The following is a 16,274-nucleotide window of genomic DNA, read 5'->3' as shown; positions in this document are numbered from 1 at the left end:
GAACCTGACAACAAAAAAGACAGGTTCGTTTGATCCCGCAGCGCAAATCAATACAGGTATTGATCAGCCCAGGTCCAAACGAGACAAATATCTATCGTAGCGATCCCTTGCATAGGGTCATTTCAAAAACCAACGCAAACATACATTGGCGCAAGAGAGGAAAAATGTAACTATCTTCCAAAGCAACCGAAAGCGCGAAAGGTCCGATGAATGGCACAGCTGTTTAGCGACAATGATATTCTAGAATATATGTCGCAGATCGAGGCTTCGGGCGTGCTAGGACGGAGCAAGCGGCGCAAACGCCTGCTGGAACATTTGCTGCGCTCTGAACAAGAAGGCGCAGGCGAGCGGCTCAAAGCCTATTCCATTGGTCTTGATATTTTCGGCAAACCAGAACAATTTGACCCTTCCACTGACAGCGTTGTGCGCGTTGAAATGGGGCGTTTACGGGCAGCAATCGCCTTATTTGAGGCCAGCAACTTTTCCGAGACACGTATAGAAGTAAACATTCCTCTTGGGACTTACCGGCCTGTAGTATCCCTGCGCACGACCCCCACTGCATCCCCAGAACAAAGCACCCCCACCCCTGTTTTGCAGTCTCCGCCTAAGACAAATAATCGGTGGTGGCTCGCTTTGGGTGCCCTGCTCGCGGTTCTGACGATTGTTTTGTCCGTTTGGTACCAGCTCGTCGAACAAACCCGGCCATCAGAAGCAACATTAACAGTAGCCCTGCCCCAATCGGATCATGAAACCGCGCATGGGCAAGCGGTGCGCAGCCTGCTTGCACAATCGTTATCACGTTCCGATACCATCCGTGTGGTGGATAATATGGAAGAGGCAATCGCCACGAGGTCCGCAACAACTTTTTTATTGTCTTTACAGATGTTTGAAGACACCCACGGATTCCGCACATTGGTTGAGTTGAGAGACGCCGATACAACACGCGTCATCTGGGGCAAAAGCTTTTTCTCATCAGACATGCAAGAGCAGTTAGACCTCGCCGAGACACGTATCGCTCGCGAATTGCGTGTCCGATTATTTGGCGCTTCAAAAAGCGTTCTTGAAACCATGGCGCTAGAGGATATGTCACCCGAAGCCTTGTTTGTCCTTTCAACCTGGGTGCCTGGACCTGCGCAATCTAGCATCGATTGGGAAGAAGAGCGTATTCATCTGGCACGATTGGCGCTCGAAAAAGATCCCAATTTCGGCGCGGCGCACTCTGTATTGGCGGACAAGCTTGCATATCTGTCAAACGTGTATGGCCCCGCTGACACAGCCGAGAATCGACAGGCGGCAGAGTATCACGCCCGGCGTGCAATGGAGCTCTCCCCCCTTGATCCAGATGTGGTTTTCAATGTTGCGCAATCTCATTGGCACAGCGGTCGTATCGCCGAAAGTCACGCCACAATGCGCCGCGTTATTGAACTGGATAGTTCTCATGATTTAGCGCGCTTCTTACATTTGGTGGTGCCTTACACATGCGAAACGGCACCCGATTCTGTTGTGGAGGCTGCAATCGCTTTTGATGCTGCACTGTCGCCTGATAATCCTATCCGATGGTTGACACTCACGTGGACGGGCTGGCTCCACAGTTATCGCCAAGAATGGGAAAAAGCCCTCGCAGTCGAAGAACAGGCCGCCCTGATTTTTCAAATTCCCTACACCTTTATGCGCCGCGCAATGGTCCTGAATAAATTAGGACGTCCTGAAGACGCCGCACAGGTGATTGAACAGCATGACATCAGTTGGTCAAAGTTTTCTTCCAGCTACTACGTTGACAACACGATCCCAAGGCTCTGTTCAGAAAACCCGAAACCTGAGCTTTTTATCGAACCCTACGTCGCACTTAAGGAAGCTTTAGGAAAAGATTAAGGTTCTGATTCAAAACAGAAAAACTATTTTGTAACATGTTACAAACCCCAGTTACTCTAGTTTCTCCCAAAAAAGTCATAGATCACAGGCCTTCATTCATTTGAAGGCAGGTATCACATGACAGATAATTCCCCCACCCCCTCAGAGGCACTGTCTCCCCTCACAAATCCTCCCTTCAACGAATCCGAGTTGTTGATGATTAAGGACCTGTTTGGACAATTGACTGATCGTGCTACCCCCCAACTGCGCTCTTATCTTTTGCTTGTCGTGGCAAGTGAACTGATAGATGCCACTGCTGAAAACCTGATGCAAACCAACCCCGGTATGAAAGTTGTAGAGTTTAGCCTGCTGGCTGAACGTGTCCTACAACTCGCAAATGACCTGTACCCAGCCGCAAACGATATAGATCAATTAAGGGGACGATCATGGCCAACATGACAGATTTAACCCCGCCTGCCTTGCAGCAGATTTTGATTGTAAACCACATTCCAATTGATGCTGACGTACAGATTGACATGCCAGTGCTTGAACCTGGTATGTCCTTGGCGCTCAACAGCGAGCCCTATGAAGCGCAATTAAAAAGTAGCAACTGGTCCTTTGTATTGGTCTTGTTTGATCCCTGCAGCCGCGCCAGTGTGCAAGGTCTGCAAGAACTGCACGACCTTGCCCAACGTTTCGGATTGGGCTTTGGCGCAGTCGCAAACATCAATCCAAGCTGGATCGAAAACTTGATGCACCAAATGGGTATCAAAAACCACTTTACCCGCTTTCCAAGGTATACGGACTTGCTGGAAACCATGGCGTAGGCCTGAAAAGCCTACACCCAGTTCTGGCAACAAACCCGGAAACCAAGGTTCAAATCAGACACAGCCTTTCATGAAATAAAAAACCTCCGCCAAAGGTTTATTTGGCGGAGGTCAGGTTTTCGAATGCTCAACTGAACCGTATCAGCTGCGGCCTTTCCATGGCACCAGCCAGTCTTCTGCTTTGCGCATCAAGATATCGATGCCGTAGCCAATGATACCAATCAGCACGATACCTAGGATAACGATATCCGTCAGCTGGAATTTGGACGCAGCGATGATCATCATGCCAGCCCCTTTTTGTGCTGCAACCAGTTCGGCCGCAACAACAGTTCCCCAGCAAACACCCATCGCAACACGTGCACCGGTGAAGATCTCAGGCAAAGAGTTCGGCACAATCACATGACGCATGATCTGGAACTTGGACGCACCCAGCGAGTAGGCGGCATGGATTTTGGTGATGTTGACACCTGATACGCCAGCCCGTGCTGCAATTGTCATGATCCAAAGTGCGGCAAGGAACAGCAGAACGATTTTACCGGTCTCCCAGATGCCAAACCAGATGATCACCAGCGGGATCAACGCAAGCGGTGGAACCGGACGCATGAATTCAACAATCGGATCAAACCAACCACGGAACCATCCAGACAGACCCATCGCATATCCCAGTGGAATACCCACAAGCGCACCAAAGAAGAAGCCCAGCACAACACGGATCAGTGACCAGCCCAAGTGCTCCCAAAGAGAGAAGTTCTGATAGCCTTGGCTTGCAATCTCAAAGAAACGCGCAACAACTGTTTCAGGTGCAGGCAGCCAGATTGGGTTCATCTGCATGCCTTGCTCAGGCGTAAAGACGATTGCGCCCTTGCTGCTGAGCGTCACAACACCTGTGTCGGTGGTAACTTCGCCATCAGCATCAATTGCATTGCCATTGATCGCGACAACTTTTGCACCATCCGCACGCTTCAGGTCATCGTTCTTGTCAAACAGGATCGTCGCTGAACGTGAAGCCGCAACAGCAACAGCATCGTTTTGCGCGGCACCTTCGCCACCTTCGATCTCAAACTTTTCAGCTTTCTCACCAAAACCAGCAACACGCACAGTGACAGTTGCGTCATCCTGCTGACCATCAGATCCCTGTACAGTGTATGTGAACTCAGTTTCACCACTAAATGGGCCAGGCACATGCAAAGGCATGATTTTTGAACCCGTGAACGCACCCCAGATCACAAAGATCATCACAACCGAAATGATCGATGCAGCCCGGTCCGGTGTAACCGCGCTTTCGTCGCCAAACGTCACTGTTTTCAAGCTGTTAAAATTCTGCGCCTTGGCCATACCGCCACGCACAACCTTAACCATTACATAGGCACCAACAAAGAGCGCCACATAGAACAGAAGTACGATCATCCTGCATCCTCCGTGCGACCCATGATTTCTTCTTCCATTTCCCAGATCATCGAGAGAATCTCATCGCGGGTCTCAGCAAAGCCTTCCGACTTTTTCACATCGCGCAGATCCGCATTTACGCCGCGTTCTGCGAACGGAAGGCGATATTCTTTGTGGATACGGCCAGGGCGCGGTGCCATCACCAGCAAACGCTCGCCCAGCAACAAGGCTTCTTCCACCGAGTGGGTGATCAGAATGATTGTCTTACCGGTCTCTTTCCAAAGCTTCAGAACAAGGCCTTGCATTTTTTCACGCGTCAGCGCGTCCAAAGCACCCAAAGGTTCATCCATCAGGATCACATCGGGTTCATTCGCCAGACAGCGCGCCAGCGCAACACGTTGCTGCATACCACCAGACAGTTCGTAAACGGCCTTTTCTTTAAAGTCCTGCAGACCGACGATCTCCAACAGGTGATCAGACATTTTCTCACGTTCGGCCTTTGAAACGTTTTTCATACGCGGGCCAAATTCCACATTTTCGCGGACATTCATCCACTCAAACAGCGCCCCTTTCTGAAACACCATGCCGCGTTCAGCATCAGGACCCTGTACCATATGTCCATTCAGCTCGATCCCACCTTCTGTGGGCGCCAGAAATCCTGCCAAAATATTCAGCAGCGTTGTTTTCCCGCACCCTGATGGGCCGAGAACAGACAAAAGTTCGCCCGCTTTAAGATTCAGCGAAACGTCCTTTAGGGCCTGCACCGAACTGCCATTTGGCAGATCAAAGCGCATAGACACCTTTTTGATGTCTAGATCAGACGACATCCAATTTCCTTCCAGCTAAGAGCATCTGTGTAAACGGCCCCTCATATATTTGGGGGCCGCTTACCAACGATGTAATTGTTTTAAAAGCCTTATTTAGCGGCTGCCAATGGTGCTGCTTCAACAGCACCCTCGTATGAGTCCAAAGACGCTTCGATGCTGCCCGCACCAACAAAGACGTTTGCAACGCCTTTCATGAAAGTAGCAGCGCCACCGCCCAGCCATTTGTCAGACAATTGCTCATCGACAGATGGGAATGAGAAGGTCGCGATTGTCGCCTTGGCATCTGCCAGATCCATGCCCGCGTCTTTTGCGATCACTGCAATCATTTCTTCCTGATTGTCACCAGCGTTCCACTGTGCGTTTGCTTCTGCGGTAATTTTCAGGAAGTTTGACAGCAATTCACTTTCTTCACTGACAAAGCTTGATGGCGCGCTAGTCACGTCAAAAACCAGAATACCCAGCTCTTCTTTTTCCGCACCGGTCAGCAGAACATTGCCGTGCTCTTTCATGCGACGCAGACCGCCACCGAAACCACATGCCATATCTACGTTACCTTGCGAAATCGCAACCGCACCATCCGCAGGCGCCATGTCAACAACTTCCATGCTGCTGATGTCCACGCCGAAATGGTTCATCTGCTCCAGGAAGCCGTAGTGCGCAGCAGTGCCGATTGGGATCGCAACCTTTTTACCATTCAGCTCAGCTGCATTGGTTTTGTCAATTTCCAGCGCTTCAGCAACAACGCAGTTGTCGTTTTCAGAATAGCTAACAGCCACATCAACAACTTGCAGATCTTGGCCCGCAGATGTTGCAACCACAAATGGAGGGACACCTTGGCTCAGCGCGATATGTACATCACCCGATGCCATCGCAGCGGACATCGCAGTACCGGTGTCAAAAGAGACCCAGTTTACCTTTACGCCCAGCTCTTCATCATAGGTGCCATTTGCTTTGGCATATTGAAATGGCATTGGCCATTCTAGGAAATACGCAACCGTCAGTTCTTCCAGTGCCGCAGCTTGGCTGGCAGATAGCAAAGCTACTGCAGCAGTTGCAGAGGCAAAAAGTGACTTCATTTTGGTTGGCTTCATAATCTCACCCTGTCGTTGTCATCATGTGGTTACTTGGCAGTTTACGCTACCATTATGGTTCAATGCAGTTTGGACAGTATCCGATGTAAAGGCTATCCCAGCTTTTCTGCGAAGCTTATGAAAACTAGTTTCGTCGAAAAAGGCGGAATATGATAGTGAAAAAACCGAAACTGTGTTTTTCAATCTGCTGACTAACTAGGACAAGTGCCCATGGAACGTTCAAAATTAAGTCTACGCTGGTTGGAAGTCTTTTTGATGACAGCACGCAGCGGATCGATTCAGGACACATCCGCAGAAAGCGGCCTGTCAGCAAGCACTGTCTCACAGCACCTGCTGAACTTGGAAAAACACCTTGGTGTCAACCTGTTAGACCACAGCAAAAGACCAATGGAACTCACACCAGCGGGGGCAATTTTTGCGCGGCACGTCAAAGAAGGTGTGCGCCTTATCAGGCGAGGTGAAACCGAACTGAAAACCGGTAACTGGTCCGATGCGCAGGATCTTAGAATCGGGATCGTCGATGATTTTGACGCCGAAGTGGCGCCAGAGCTCGCTCAATTGCTGGCCAGCGCGCTCCCCAAAAGCCGCTTTGTGCACTACTCGCGCCCCAGTCACGAGATTCTCAAACTGCTCGTTGATATGAAACTTGATGCTGCCGTGGCCACGCCACCGCTTGAACCCATGCCCGGTTTGATGGAATTTCGCTTGCTGCGCGATCCCTTTGTGATTGCGGTGCCCGCAGACTTTACCGCAGCGCCAGAGGATCTCTTATTAGGACAATCTGCCCTGCCCTTCATGCGGTATTCCCGACACCAGATTATTGGCAGTATGATCGAAATTCACCTGCGGCGATTAAAAATTCAGCTGCCCAGCCGAATCGAGCTTGAAAGCAATCACTCGCTCATGGGGTTGGTCGCAGATGGCAGTGGTTGGGCCATCACCACCCCAACAAGCTTTTATCGCGCCAAACGCTATCACGACCGGGTCAACCTGTTGCCGTTTCCCACCAAAGGCTTTGCGCGGCACATGTCCTTGTTCATCACAGATGTCTTTCCACCGGGCATGGCAGAAGTGGTGGCAAGCACGTTGCGCACTTTGATCGCGCGAAACTTTGTCGACAGCATGATTGAAAAAGCGCCCTGGCTGGATGGGGAGTTCACCGTCCTCGACACGCCAAACACCCCATCTGTCTGATCAAAGGTCAGCGGGTCACAGCAGTTTTGCAGCAACATCTTCCGCCGCTGCCAATGCCCCTTCCATGAACCCCCCACAGATTGGCGCGGTTTCGGTCACACAAAAATGCAGGCCTCCGTCCCAAAGATCCGTCAGGGCCTCTGGCAACCCATAGGTTGGGTGATGTGACGGTGGCACCCGATCTGCTTCACCCGCTGTCAGGGTTTCAAACGCCCAGTCTTTCAGGATGATCTCTCGGGGGGCTGCTGCCTCCGGCCCAAATAGCGCCACAAGCTGCGCAACAGCTGCGGATTTCAATCCCCCCTCATCGGTCTGGCGTACCGTCGCAGGCACGCCAACAAATCCCAATAGGGCTGCGGGCGTCCCATCCGCTGCAGACGCATCATGGATTTCCGCCAAAGGCCCTTTGCGACTGATCGCATCCCCAGATAAACCAGCCGCGCGCCAGAAAGGGCGATCATAAACCGCAAAGAATTTTGCATGCGCTGCCATCCATGTCGGGATGGTGTCCAGCGCCGTCTGTTGTCGCTCTGACAAAACAGGTGCAAACGAAAGCTGCGCCGCAACCCGTGGGGGCACGGCCAAAACAATCTTTTGCGCATAACACTGGCTGCCATCGGCAAAGGTAATGCCATGCGCCTGCGACATAGAACGCACCACCTGCCCTAAATGCAACCGCTCTTTCGGCAGACTTACAGCCAAAGCTTCCACCACGGCGGCGCTCCCGCCCTCGATGCGCCATGAGGCCTGCATCGTGGCCAATCCCATATCGCGCTTTACATCGCCGGTCTCTGTCTCCAGCAAAAAACTGCCCGCAGAATGCTGATCAAACCATGTGATCCCAAACCGCTTGCACAATGCTGCCATTCGGTGCTGTCCCGGCCAAAACCATGACGGGCCAAGATCAAAAGCAAAATCTTCCACATGATGTGACACAACACGCCCGCCAAGATGGTTACGTGCTTCAAACACCTGAAAATCCGCGCCCGCTCGTGCCAGATGATCCGCAAGGGCCAACCCCGCAAGGCCGCCCCCAACAATGGCAATATCGCACTGCATTTTAAAACCCTTCAGACTGCGGACGCAGATCCAATTCATGGGTCCACACGGATTTAGGCTGTTGCGAAACCTGCCAGTAGGCCTCTGCCAAATCATCAACTTTCATCATTTTAGAAGGGTCCAGACTGTGTAGCTCCCGACTGCGCGGCGTATCAATGATCCCGTCCAAAATCGTATGCACGACATGAACGCCGCTCGGCTGGAATTCACGCGCCAATGATTGCGTCATCCCCCGTAGGGCAAATTTGGCCGAGGCAAAGGCGGAAAACTTACCCCCACCACGCAGGCTGGCCGTTGCACCAGACACAATAAAGGTGCCGCCACCAGCACGCACCATTGGTTGCAGTGTACATTGCGCCAGTGTGGCACAGCTCAGCACCATATTGCGCCAGCACGCTTCGATATCTTCTAATGATGTATCCAGAAAACCCGCAATCACCAGATGCGCAGGATTGTGCACAACAATTTTCGGCGCACCAAATTCGGTGATCAGCGGTGCAACAGTTGCATTCACCGCATCCCGATCTGTCAGATCACAGGTACGGATATCCAACCCTTCCGCCTCAGACGGGGACCGGCTCAAACCAACCGCCTTCATCCCCTTATCTTGGAATTTCTGCACCAAAGCCTGACCAAGGCCAGTTCCTGCGCCAGCAACCAATGCAAGAGATTGATCTGTCATATTTTCACCTCTGGGATTGTTGAACCATAAAAGATGCCATGGCTTAAATACGGCACTCTTTTACGTCTCTCTTAAGTATCAATAGCAACGACCACCTGCCATCCCTTTATGGCAAGGTGGTCAAAAATAAGCGTCACTAAACGGCTTACAACACACCCAAAATAACAAGCGCCAGCACAATCTGTGCCGCCCAACCCGCCGCAAACGCCAATGTACGCGCCACAGGAATGCCCATCACATAAACGACAAAATGCGCCAAACGTGCAAAGAAGTAGAGCATGGCCATGCTCACCGTGAGCGCAGAGGACAATTCCAAAGCAACAACACCCAAGGCCAGCGCCGCAAAAATCACGAAATTCTCGATCGCATTGTTGTGCGCAGCGACTGCGCGTTGGGCCCAATCCGACAAGGGCGGAGCATCAGCGCTCGGATTGCCAAGCGTCGCCGGGATTCCAACCACAGCAAACCGATTTAACACATAGACCAACCAAAACAGCGCGGTCATCAGACCAGTTGCAGCCATCCAATGAATTTCAGACATCGTCTTTCCTCTTATGCAAGATAAGCGCCACCCTCTTGTGTGGCAGCTCTTGAAAACCAAAGTGCGAAAAGCAATCTGTGAACTGAAATTCTTTCTGTGAATGGCTCTATTCGTGAAAGAAACTAATACTTTGATACCCATCCTGCTACACAGTCAAAGCGCAAGTGGTCCGAGGCTTCGTTCATGAATTTTCAACAGCTCAAATTTGCAGTTGCGGTGGCAGACACCGGATCTTTTACAAAAGCCGCGGATCTGTGTTGTGTCACCCAACCTGCGCTTTCGAATGCGGTGGCCCAGCTTGAGGACGAACTAGGCGCACAGTTGTTCAAACGCACAACACGCTCTGTCACACTGACCACATTTGGTCAGAAGCTGATGGAGGAAATGCGTGACATCGGCAAAGCCCGCGACAGGCTGTACCGGCAGGCCTCAGACCTATTAGAACAAGACACACAATCCGTGCGCATCGGCATGTCACCACTGGTCAGCGATGAATTCGTCAGCAATCTGATGTCTCGCGTGCGCAGGTCCGACAACCAGCTGACACTTGTGCTCAGCGAGATGAACAAAGGCGACATCGGGCCAGGCCTTGAGGCCGGATTGATTGATTTTGGTCTTGTCCCATCTCCACCGCCCCACAGCGATGACATGATTTCCCATCAGATCTATTCCGAACCGCTTCTCTTTTTGTCCGGCAATATGCAAACAGCCCCCTCAAGCCCGATCACCCTTGATGCGCTTGAGGGCCAGATGATGCTCATGGTGGATGATGCCTGCGGTCTGGCAAATGCGGTCCGCAAACTGTTTATCGAACATCAGATTTCTCTCAAAGAATACGAGGGGCGCGCGCTCAGCTACCATGTTCTCGAAAAATGGACACAGCTTGGCATCGGCTCAACCCTTCTCCCGGCTTCAAAAGTCCAAAATCTGGATTACGCGCGCCATCTTAGCAATCGCAGTGGTCAGGTGGTCTCTCTCGATTTTCACGCCGTGTGGAAACCAACACAGCAAGAGCGCAGCAGTTTCCCTTCTATTTTCGCCGGACTGCAACCAGTGCAAACAGCAACGGAGCTTTAACCCATGCCCCCTTTTGTCAAAGCAATTGCCCTTGGCATATGCGCGCTTTTCACAAGCACGGCCGCTCAGGCTCAAACCTGCGGGGATGCTGAAACTCCCTGCACAATCGACAGCGGCACCTACCATATCCTGCATCCTGAAAGCCCGGCAAAAGGCGCGGTCCTCATGCTCCATGGTGGCGGCGGCAAAGGGCGCAGCCTGTTGAATTCCAACATCGCCCGGCTGTCACTGGAACGTGGCTTTGTATTTGTCGCTCCAAATGGCGAACACCCCGCGGCACGCTTTCCTAATAATTGGGCTGTGCGTGCAGACAATTTCGGCCATGAAAAAGACGATATCGCCTTTCTCGGCGACGTCATGGATCATGTCGCTGACACTTACGATGTCGCCCGCGAAAACATGCTGCTGGCCGGATTTTCACGGGGCGGCTCAATGGTCTGGGATGTGGCTTGTTTCAATCCAGATCTCGCCCGCGCCTATGCCCCTTCGGCCGGGGCTTTTTGGGACACCCTACCCGAAGCCTGCATAGGTCCTGTTGATCTGTTTCACACACACGGCTGGAATGATCGCACCGTCCCACTGGAAGGGCGCCCCTTATGGGACGGAGCAATCGCACAAGGCGATGTCTGGGAAAGCTTGCAAATTCTGCGCCGCGCCAATGGCTGCACAGCACGCCAGCCCACCCGCTCCACACTGGAAGACGACCGCTGGTTCCGCCATTGGGAAGACTGCGCCGCCGGGCGCATTGATCTCATGCTACATCCCGGTGGTCATGGCTCTCCCGCAGATTGGGCACCGCGCGTATTAGATTGGTTCGAAGCCCGCCTGGCGACCGGATAAACCAAAAGCCTTCCACGATGCATCCCAAACCGGGGAAGGCTTTCTTGGCAATGCCTCTTAGAAATGCGCCTTCAGATGGGCATCAAACCGCGCGAAATCAGACTCCACCTCTGGATTTTTCGCCACATCATGCGCAGCGAACGTCGGCAAAGCCGTCATGCCAAAAAACTTCATAGTATAATGAACCGGAGCCAGCAATTCATCCAGCGACAGCCCTTTGAAAAAGCCGTCCTGTGGATTGTCAAAGGCGTCTCGCGGTGCATTCAACGTGGCGGACAGCATGTATTTCGTATCCGCACGCGTTCCACCAAGACCATAATTTTCCTTAGGCTTTTCAGCTGTGCGCCCATCACCATTGCTCAACCGGCCATCATATCCGCCAACCGTGTACACTTCATCCATGTACTTTTTAAAAGACCAAGGCACCCCCATCCAATTCACCGGGAACTGCAGCACTACCACATCTGCCCAAACATAATTATCCGCCTCAGCATTCACATCATAGCCCGAGGCGATAGCCGTGTGGCGCACCTGATGACCCTCTGCGCTCAGCAGCCGCTCTGCACGTTCCACCAGTGATTTGTTTAATTCACCCTTGGTGAAATCAGAAGGCTGATGCCCATTTAGGATAAAAACATTGCTCACAGCACGAACTCCTCTTGTGACCGTCGTCCCAACGGCTTTGCGATAAATCTATGCGTCAGAGTTAGCTCAGAGCGATTGTGTAAATTAGAGACCACAGATCAATTGATCTGTCTGATTAAATCGGACAATTTGAAGATATGTCGTTTTCACTAGATCGCCTGCAGTATTTTGCCTCCGTTGTCGAATGCGGATCTTTCACCGAAGCCGCCCAAAGCCTCGGCGTGGCCAAGAATGTTGTCAGCCATCAGGTCGCAGCCCTTGAAAAAGAGCTCTCTGCCACGCTTCTGCTACGCACCACCCGCAATGTCACGCCAACCAAAGAAGGGGCACAGTTCTATCAAAAAATCTCAGACCTCTTGCGCGAAGCAGCACAGGCCGCAGCCGATCTAAACCAGAATTATCAGGCCCCGACCGGCGTTCTGCGGATCACCGCCCCTGTTCACTTTGGCACAAGGGTCGTCGTGCCTTCGATCAAAGATTACCTGCAACGCTACCCGCATATGAAAGTAGACCTGTCATTGGCGGATCACATCAGCGATCTGATCACCGACAATTTCGACCTTTCAATCAGGGTCGGATGGCCCAAAGACTCCAGCAATATCATGCGTAAAATCGCTGATGTCCGGCGCTTTCCTGTCGCAACGCCTGCGCTTTCACAACCGCTTGATCATCCGCGCGCGCTTACAAAACTACCCGCCATATCCTTTGCACTCTCAGAAAAACGGGTAGAACATACATTCTCACGCGCTGATGAAACCGCAACAGTTGCGCTCACCCCCGTGTTACGCACGGATACCACCGAGGCCATGCAAGCCGCCGTCCTGAACGGGATTGGGGTCGCGATCATGTCAGATTTTCAGGTGGCCGATGATCTGAAAGCCGGGCGTTTACAGCGCCTTCTGCCTGATTGGTCCTTAGCAAATTCAGGGATCTACGCCCAGTATCCACCGTCAAAATATCGTGTCGCAAAATCTGTCTGCTTTGTGGACACGATGCGCGATTATTACAAACGCACATTCAATACAGATCCGACTTTATCTTAGTAAAACAATCGGACATTGATTTCTGACTTTTTCACTCGTATATACCTCACAACAAGACGAGGTGATCATGATTATCTGCAGCTGCAACGCCATCAGCGACAAAGATATCCACGCGGCGATTGATTGGATACGCGCCGCAGATCAGCGCACAATCATCACCCCCGGCAAGATCTACCGCGCCTTGGGTAAAACCCCGGATTGCGGGGGATGTATGAAACTCTTTGTTGCATCTATGCGGGCAAATCCTAATTTAGAAGTACCCATGGAATTACGTGGATTACGCTCACAAAGGAGACTACCCCATGAAGGGCGACAAAAAGGTCATCGAATATCTAAACAAGGCGCTGCGGGTTGAACTGACCGCCGTCAGCCAATTCTGGCTGCATTACCGCCTGCAAAAAGACTGGGGTTACGGCAAGCTCGCGAAAAAGATGCGCGAGGAAAGCATCGAAGAGATGGAGCACGCGGACAAGCTGATTGACCGCATCATCTTCCTCGAAGGCCACCCCAACCTGCAAACACTGGATCCACTGCGCATCGGCGAAAACGTCCGCGAAACTCTAACATGTGATCTGGACGCCGAAATGGAAGCAGTTGCGCTTTACAATGAAGCCCGCAAATACTGCAACGATGCGGGTGATTACGCATCTATGAAACTGTTCGAAGAGCTCATTCTGGATGAGCAGGGCCATATCGACTTCCTTGAAACACAGATCGGTCTCTTTGATGAAATCGGCGCTGCAAATTACGGCGCGCTGAATGCAGACTCTGCAGATCAGGCAGACGACTGATCACCCCGGTCTTCGCCCAAAACGGCGCGAAGACCGCCCTGCCTTTTGCCCGCGCTCCGCGATAGGGGGTAATTTCTGGGTCGCAACCACAAGCCGCGGCCCCAATAGACGGCGCGCAACAGGCACAACCACAGTGACAATCGTCCCCCACGTCGATTTGATTTGGAAACCGCGCCACGGATCCCCAGATAAAAGACAGGCCACACAGGAGGTGAGAATGCCCGCAACCGTTGATCTTAGCACCATTCCCACAGTCACCGGGTTCTTTGACGAAAGCTCAAACACCATCAGCTATATCGTTCAGGACCCCGACAGCGCAGCCTGTGCCATCATAGACCCGGTGATGGAATTTGATCAGGCGTCCGGACGTCTCACCCATGATAGCGCAGATCAGATGATCGCCTTCATTCAAGAAAAGAACCTGCAACTTGAATGGGTTATTGAAACCCATGTGCACGCCGATCACCTTTCGGGCGCACCTTATATACAGGAACATTTAGGCGGCAAAATCGGCATCGGCAAACATGTGCAGACCGTCCAGGACACCTTTGGGAAAATCTTTAACGAAGGCACTGAATTCCAGCGCGATGGTTCGCAATTTGATGCATTGTTTGAAGATGGCGACACCTATCAGGTGGGCGCAATGTCCTGTTTCGCCCTGCACACGCCCGGCCATACCCCGGCCTGTATGGTCCATGTCATGGGCAATGCGGGTTTTGCAGGGGACACGCTCTTTATGCCGGATGGCGGCTCTGCGCGGGCTGATTTTCCCGGCGGCGATGCCGGCCAGCTTTACGATTCTATTCAGCGCGTACTCTCGCTGCCTGACGATCTGCGTCTGTTCATGTGCCATGACTATGGCCCCGGCGGGCGGGCAATTGCCTGGGAAACCACCGTTGCCGAGCAAAAAGAAAACAATATCCATGTCGGCGGTGGCAAAACCCGCGAAGATTTCATCAAATTTCGCACCGAACGGGACGCACAGCTGGCCGTGCCCAAACTGATCCTGCCTTCCCTGCAGGTCAATATGCGCGGCGGAGAAGTACCCGCCGACAAAGACGGCAACATGATGTTGAAAACGCCGGTCAACAAACTCTAACGCCACACACCCCTTGGAGCCCCCAAGGGGACATTTCCCTTGATCGACTCACCATATTTCGATAATTCCCGAAATATGGAAGAATTAATCCCCCAGCGCCTCAGCGCCCTTGGACACACAACACGCCTTGCGGTCTTTCGCCTGCTGATGCGGCGCTATCCCGATTGCGTGCCAGCCGGTGACATCAGCGCGGCGCTCAATCTGCGCCCCAGCACTTTGTCATCCCATCTATCGACGCTGGTACAAGCTGGATTGATCCTGCAATCGCGCGAAGGCACGTCGGTGCGCTACACAATCGACCTTGCAGCCGTGCGCGGCACCTTTGATGTGCTGTTGTTTGATTGCTGCCGCGGTCGCCCCGAACTGTGCACACCCGATCAAGCCCTTGCAAAGACATCTGAAAAATTGAACGTGCTCTTTGTGTGCACTGGTAATTCTGCGCGCTCAATCTTTGCCGAAACCCTGCTACGCGATGCAGGCGGCGATCACTTCCATGTCTATTCCGCCGGCACCAAACCGTTTTCTACGCTCAACCCCCATGCGCTTGCGCAGCTGCAAGCCAAAGGCCACGACGTCAGCACGCTGAAATCTCAGCACATTGATGATTTTCGCGGCACACAGGCGCCGGTGATGGATTTTGTCTTTACCGTTTGTGACAACGCCGCCAACCAAGACAGCCCCCCTTGGACTGGCCAACCGATCAGCGCCCATTGGGGTATAGAGGATCCCGTCGCAACCACAGGCAGCGACGCAGCGATCTCAAAAGCGTTTCAAACGGCCTATGACACCCTGCGCACCCGCATTCACGCCTTCGCCGCGCTCCCTTTAGGTGAACTGGATCGTATCTCTCTTCAAAAAGCCGTCGATGAACTGGCACACTGACCCGCAAAAGGATCTCTTATGACAACTTACGCATTAAACGGCCTGGGCCGTATGGGCAAACTGGCGCTGAAACCCCTGTTGGAAAAAGGCGCAAAAATCGCTTGGATCAACGACGCTGTGGGTGATCCTGAAATGCACGCGCATCTGCTGCAATTTGACACCGTGCACGGACGTTGGGACGCGGAATTTTCCCATGACGCCGACAGCATCACCATCGATGGCAATCGCCTGCCCGTACATCAATCCTCCACCATCGACGGGCTGCCGCTTGATGGTATTGATGTGATCATCGACTGCACCGGCGTCTTTAAAACCGCAGAAAAACTGCAACCTTACTTTGACGCTGGCGTCAAAAAGGTTGTCGTCTCTGCGCCTGTCAAAGAAGACGAAGCTGCCAACATCGTTTACGGTGTGAACCACGATATCTATGATGCCAACC

The 16,274-nt window shown here is 52.5% G+C and carries 19 protein-coding genes; 12 read left to right on the top strand and 7 right to left on the bottom strand.

What is annotated here, in order from left to right; translation table 11 throughout:
* Nucleotides 1-210 precede the first annotated feature (210 nt).
* The 3 genes from BLP79_RS15290 to BLP79_RS15280 all read left to right on the top strand — a co-directional run bounded on the left by BLP79_RS15290 (nucleotide 211) and on the right by BLP79_RS15280 (nucleotide 2,678).
* Nucleotides 211-1,872 (top strand): tetratricopeptide repeat protein, encoded by a 1,662-nt coding sequence (locus BLP79_RS15290; protein ID WP_090220430.1) that lies wholly within the window; start codon nucleotides 211-213, stop codon nucleotides 1,870-1,872.
* A gap of 117 nt (nucleotides 1,873-1,989) precedes the next feature.
* The gene (locus BLP79_RS15285; RefSeq protein ID WP_090220429.1) at nucleotides 1,990-2,310 is read left to right on the top strand and encodes a hypothetical protein; all 321 of its coding nucleotides are present in this window, start codon (nucleotides 1,990-1,992) and stop codon (nucleotides 2,308-2,310) included.
* Complete coding sequence (locus tag BLP79_RS15280) at nucleotides 2,298-2,678, top strand: hypothetical protein (protein ID WP_090220428.1); 381 nt, start codon at nucleotides 2,298-2,300, stop codon at nucleotides 2,676-2,678. Before BLP79_RS15285 ends, BLP79_RS15280 begins: the two co-directional genes overlap by 13 nt.
* A 141-nt stretch (nucleotides 2,679-2,819) precedes the next feature.
* On the opposite strand, the gene BLP79_RS15275 is transcribed toward BLP79_RS15280, so the two are convergent.
* The 3 genes from BLP79_RS15275 to BLP79_RS15265 all read right to left on the bottom strand — a co-directional run bounded on the left by BLP79_RS15275 (nucleotide 2,820) and on the right by BLP79_RS15265 (nucleotide 5,982).
* Nucleotides 2,820-4,085: an ABC transporter permease gene (locus BLP79_RS15275; protein WP_090220427.1), complete on the bottom strand. Its 1,266-nt coding sequence runs from the start codon at nucleotides 4,083-4,085 to the stop codon at nucleotides 2,820-2,822.
* On the bottom strand, nucleotides 4,082-4,891 hold the full coding sequence (locus BLP79_RS15270) for a taurine ABC transporter ATP-binding protein (protein ID WP_090220426.1): 810 nt from the start codon (nucleotides 4,889-4,891) through the stop codon (nucleotides 4,082-4,084). The genes BLP79_RS15275 and BLP79_RS15270 overlap by 4 nt, the downstream gene beginning before the upstream one ends.
* A gap of 89 nt (nucleotides 4,892-4,980) precedes the next feature.
* A complete protein-coding gene (locus BLP79_RS15265; protein ID WP_090220425.1) occupies nucleotides 4,981-5,982 on the bottom strand; it encodes a taurine ABC transporter substrate-binding protein in 1,002 nt (333 codons plus the stop codon).
* A 210-nt stretch (nucleotides 5,983-6,192) separates the two neighbouring features.
* On the opposite strand from BLP79_RS15265, the gene BLP79_RS15260 reads away from it, so the two are divergent.
* Nucleotides 6,193-7,176 carry a LysR family transcriptional regulator gene (locus BLP79_RS15260; protein ID WP_090220424.1) on the top strand — a complete coding sequence of 328 codons (984 nt, stop codon included), beginning with the start codon at nucleotides 6,193-6,195 and terminating at the stop codon, nucleotides 7,174-7,176.
* A 15-nt stretch (nucleotides 7,177-7,191) separates the two neighbouring features.
* On the opposite strand, the gene BLP79_RS15255 is transcribed toward BLP79_RS15260, so the two are convergent.
* From BLP79_RS15255 to BLP79_RS15245, 3 genes are all read right to left on the bottom strand, one after another.
* Nucleotides 7,192-8,235, bottom strand: a complete 1,044-nt coding sequence (locus BLP79_RS15255; protein WP_090220423.1) for a flavin monoamine oxidase family protein — start codon at nucleotides 8,233-8,235, stop codon at nucleotides 7,192-7,194.
* 1 nt (nucleotide 8,236) lies between these two features.
* Nucleotides 8,237-8,917 (bottom strand): SDR family NAD(P)-dependent oxidoreductase, encoded by a 681-nt coding sequence (locus BLP79_RS15250; RefSeq protein WP_090220422.1) that lies wholly within the window; start codon nucleotides 8,915-8,917, stop codon nucleotides 8,237-8,239.
* A gap of 145 nt (nucleotides 8,918-9,062) precedes the next feature.
* Complete coding sequence (locus BLP79_RS15245; protein WP_090220421.1) at nucleotides 9,063-9,458, bottom strand: MAPEG family protein; 396 nt, start codon at nucleotides 9,456-9,458, stop codon at nucleotides 9,063-9,065.
* 183 nt (nucleotides 9,459-9,641) lie between these two features.
* On the opposite strand from BLP79_RS15245, the gene BLP79_RS15240 reads away from it, so the two are divergent.
* Both BLP79_RS15240 and BLP79_RS15235 read left to right on the top strand, forming a co-directional pair.
* Nucleotides 9,642-10,535, top strand: coding sequence for a LysR family transcriptional regulator (locus BLP79_RS15240; protein ID WP_090220420.1), 894 nt, complete (start codon nucleotides 9,642-9,644; stop codon nucleotides 10,533-10,535).
* A 3-nt stretch (nucleotides 10,536-10,538) separates the two neighbouring features.
* A complete protein-coding gene (locus BLP79_RS15235) occupies nucleotides 10,539-11,375 on the top strand; it encodes a CE1 family esterase (RefSeq protein WP_090220419.1) in 837 nt (278 codons plus the stop codon).
* Between the two features lie 57 nt (nucleotides 11,376-11,432).
* Here BLP79_RS15235 and BLP79_RS15230 read toward each other — a convergent pair whose 3' ends face one another.
* Nucleotides 11,433-12,020: an NAD(P)H-dependent oxidoreductase gene (locus BLP79_RS15230; protein ID WP_090220418.1), complete on the bottom strand. Its 588-nt coding sequence runs from the start codon at nucleotides 12,018-12,020 to the stop codon at nucleotides 11,433-11,435.
* A gap of 137 nt (nucleotides 12,021-12,157) precedes the next feature.
* Between BLP79_RS15230 and BLP79_RS15225 the strand changes: the two genes are divergently transcribed.
* The 6 genes from BLP79_RS15225 to BLP79_RS15200 form a co-directional block, all read left to right on the top strand.
* Nucleotides 12,158-13,063, top strand: coding sequence for a LysR family transcriptional regulator (locus BLP79_RS15225; RefSeq protein ID WP_090220417.1), 906 nt, complete (start codon nucleotides 12,158-12,160; stop codon nucleotides 13,061-13,063).
* Nucleotides 13,064-13,130: 67 nt separating this feature from the next.
* A complete protein-coding gene (locus BLP79_RS15220; protein ID WP_090220416.1) occupies nucleotides 13,131-13,418 on the top strand; it encodes a (2Fe-2S)-binding protein in 288 nt (95 codons plus the stop codon).
* Entirely contained in the window at nucleotides 13,366-13,854 is a 489-nt protein-coding gene (gene bfr, locus BLP79_RS15215; RefSeq protein WP_090220414.1) for a bacterioferritin, read from the top strand. Before BLP79_RS15220 ends, bfr begins: the two co-directional genes overlap by 53 nt.
* Nucleotides 13,855-14,071: 217 nt before the next feature.
* Nucleotides 14,072-14,953, top strand: a complete 882-nt coding sequence (locus BLP79_RS15210) for an MBL fold metallo-hydrolase (RefSeq protein WP_090220413.1) — start codon at nucleotides 14,072-14,074, stop codon at nucleotides 14,951-14,953.
* Nucleotides 14,954-15,028: 75 nt separating this feature from the next.
* Entirely contained in the window at nucleotides 15,029-15,835 is an 807-nt protein-coding gene (locus BLP79_RS15205) for a metalloregulator ArsR/SmtB family transcription factor (RefSeq protein WP_090220411.1), read from the top strand.
* 18 nt (nucleotides 15,836-15,853) lie between these two features.
* On the top strand, nucleotides 15,854-16,274 hold a 421-nt coding region (locus BLP79_RS15200), incomplete at its 3' end, for a glyceraldehyde 3-phosphate dehydrogenase NAD-binding domain-containing protein (RefSeq protein WP_280138451.1).

The organism is Epibacterium ulvae, from assembly GCF_900102795.1.
Classification (GTDB): domain Bacteria; phylum Pseudomonadota; class Alphaproteobacteria; order Rhodobacterales; family Rhodobacteraceae; genus Epibacterium; species Epibacterium ulvae.
Note: the sequence above shows the minus strand (reverse complement) of the source record. Positions and strands in the feature narration are given on the sequence as shown.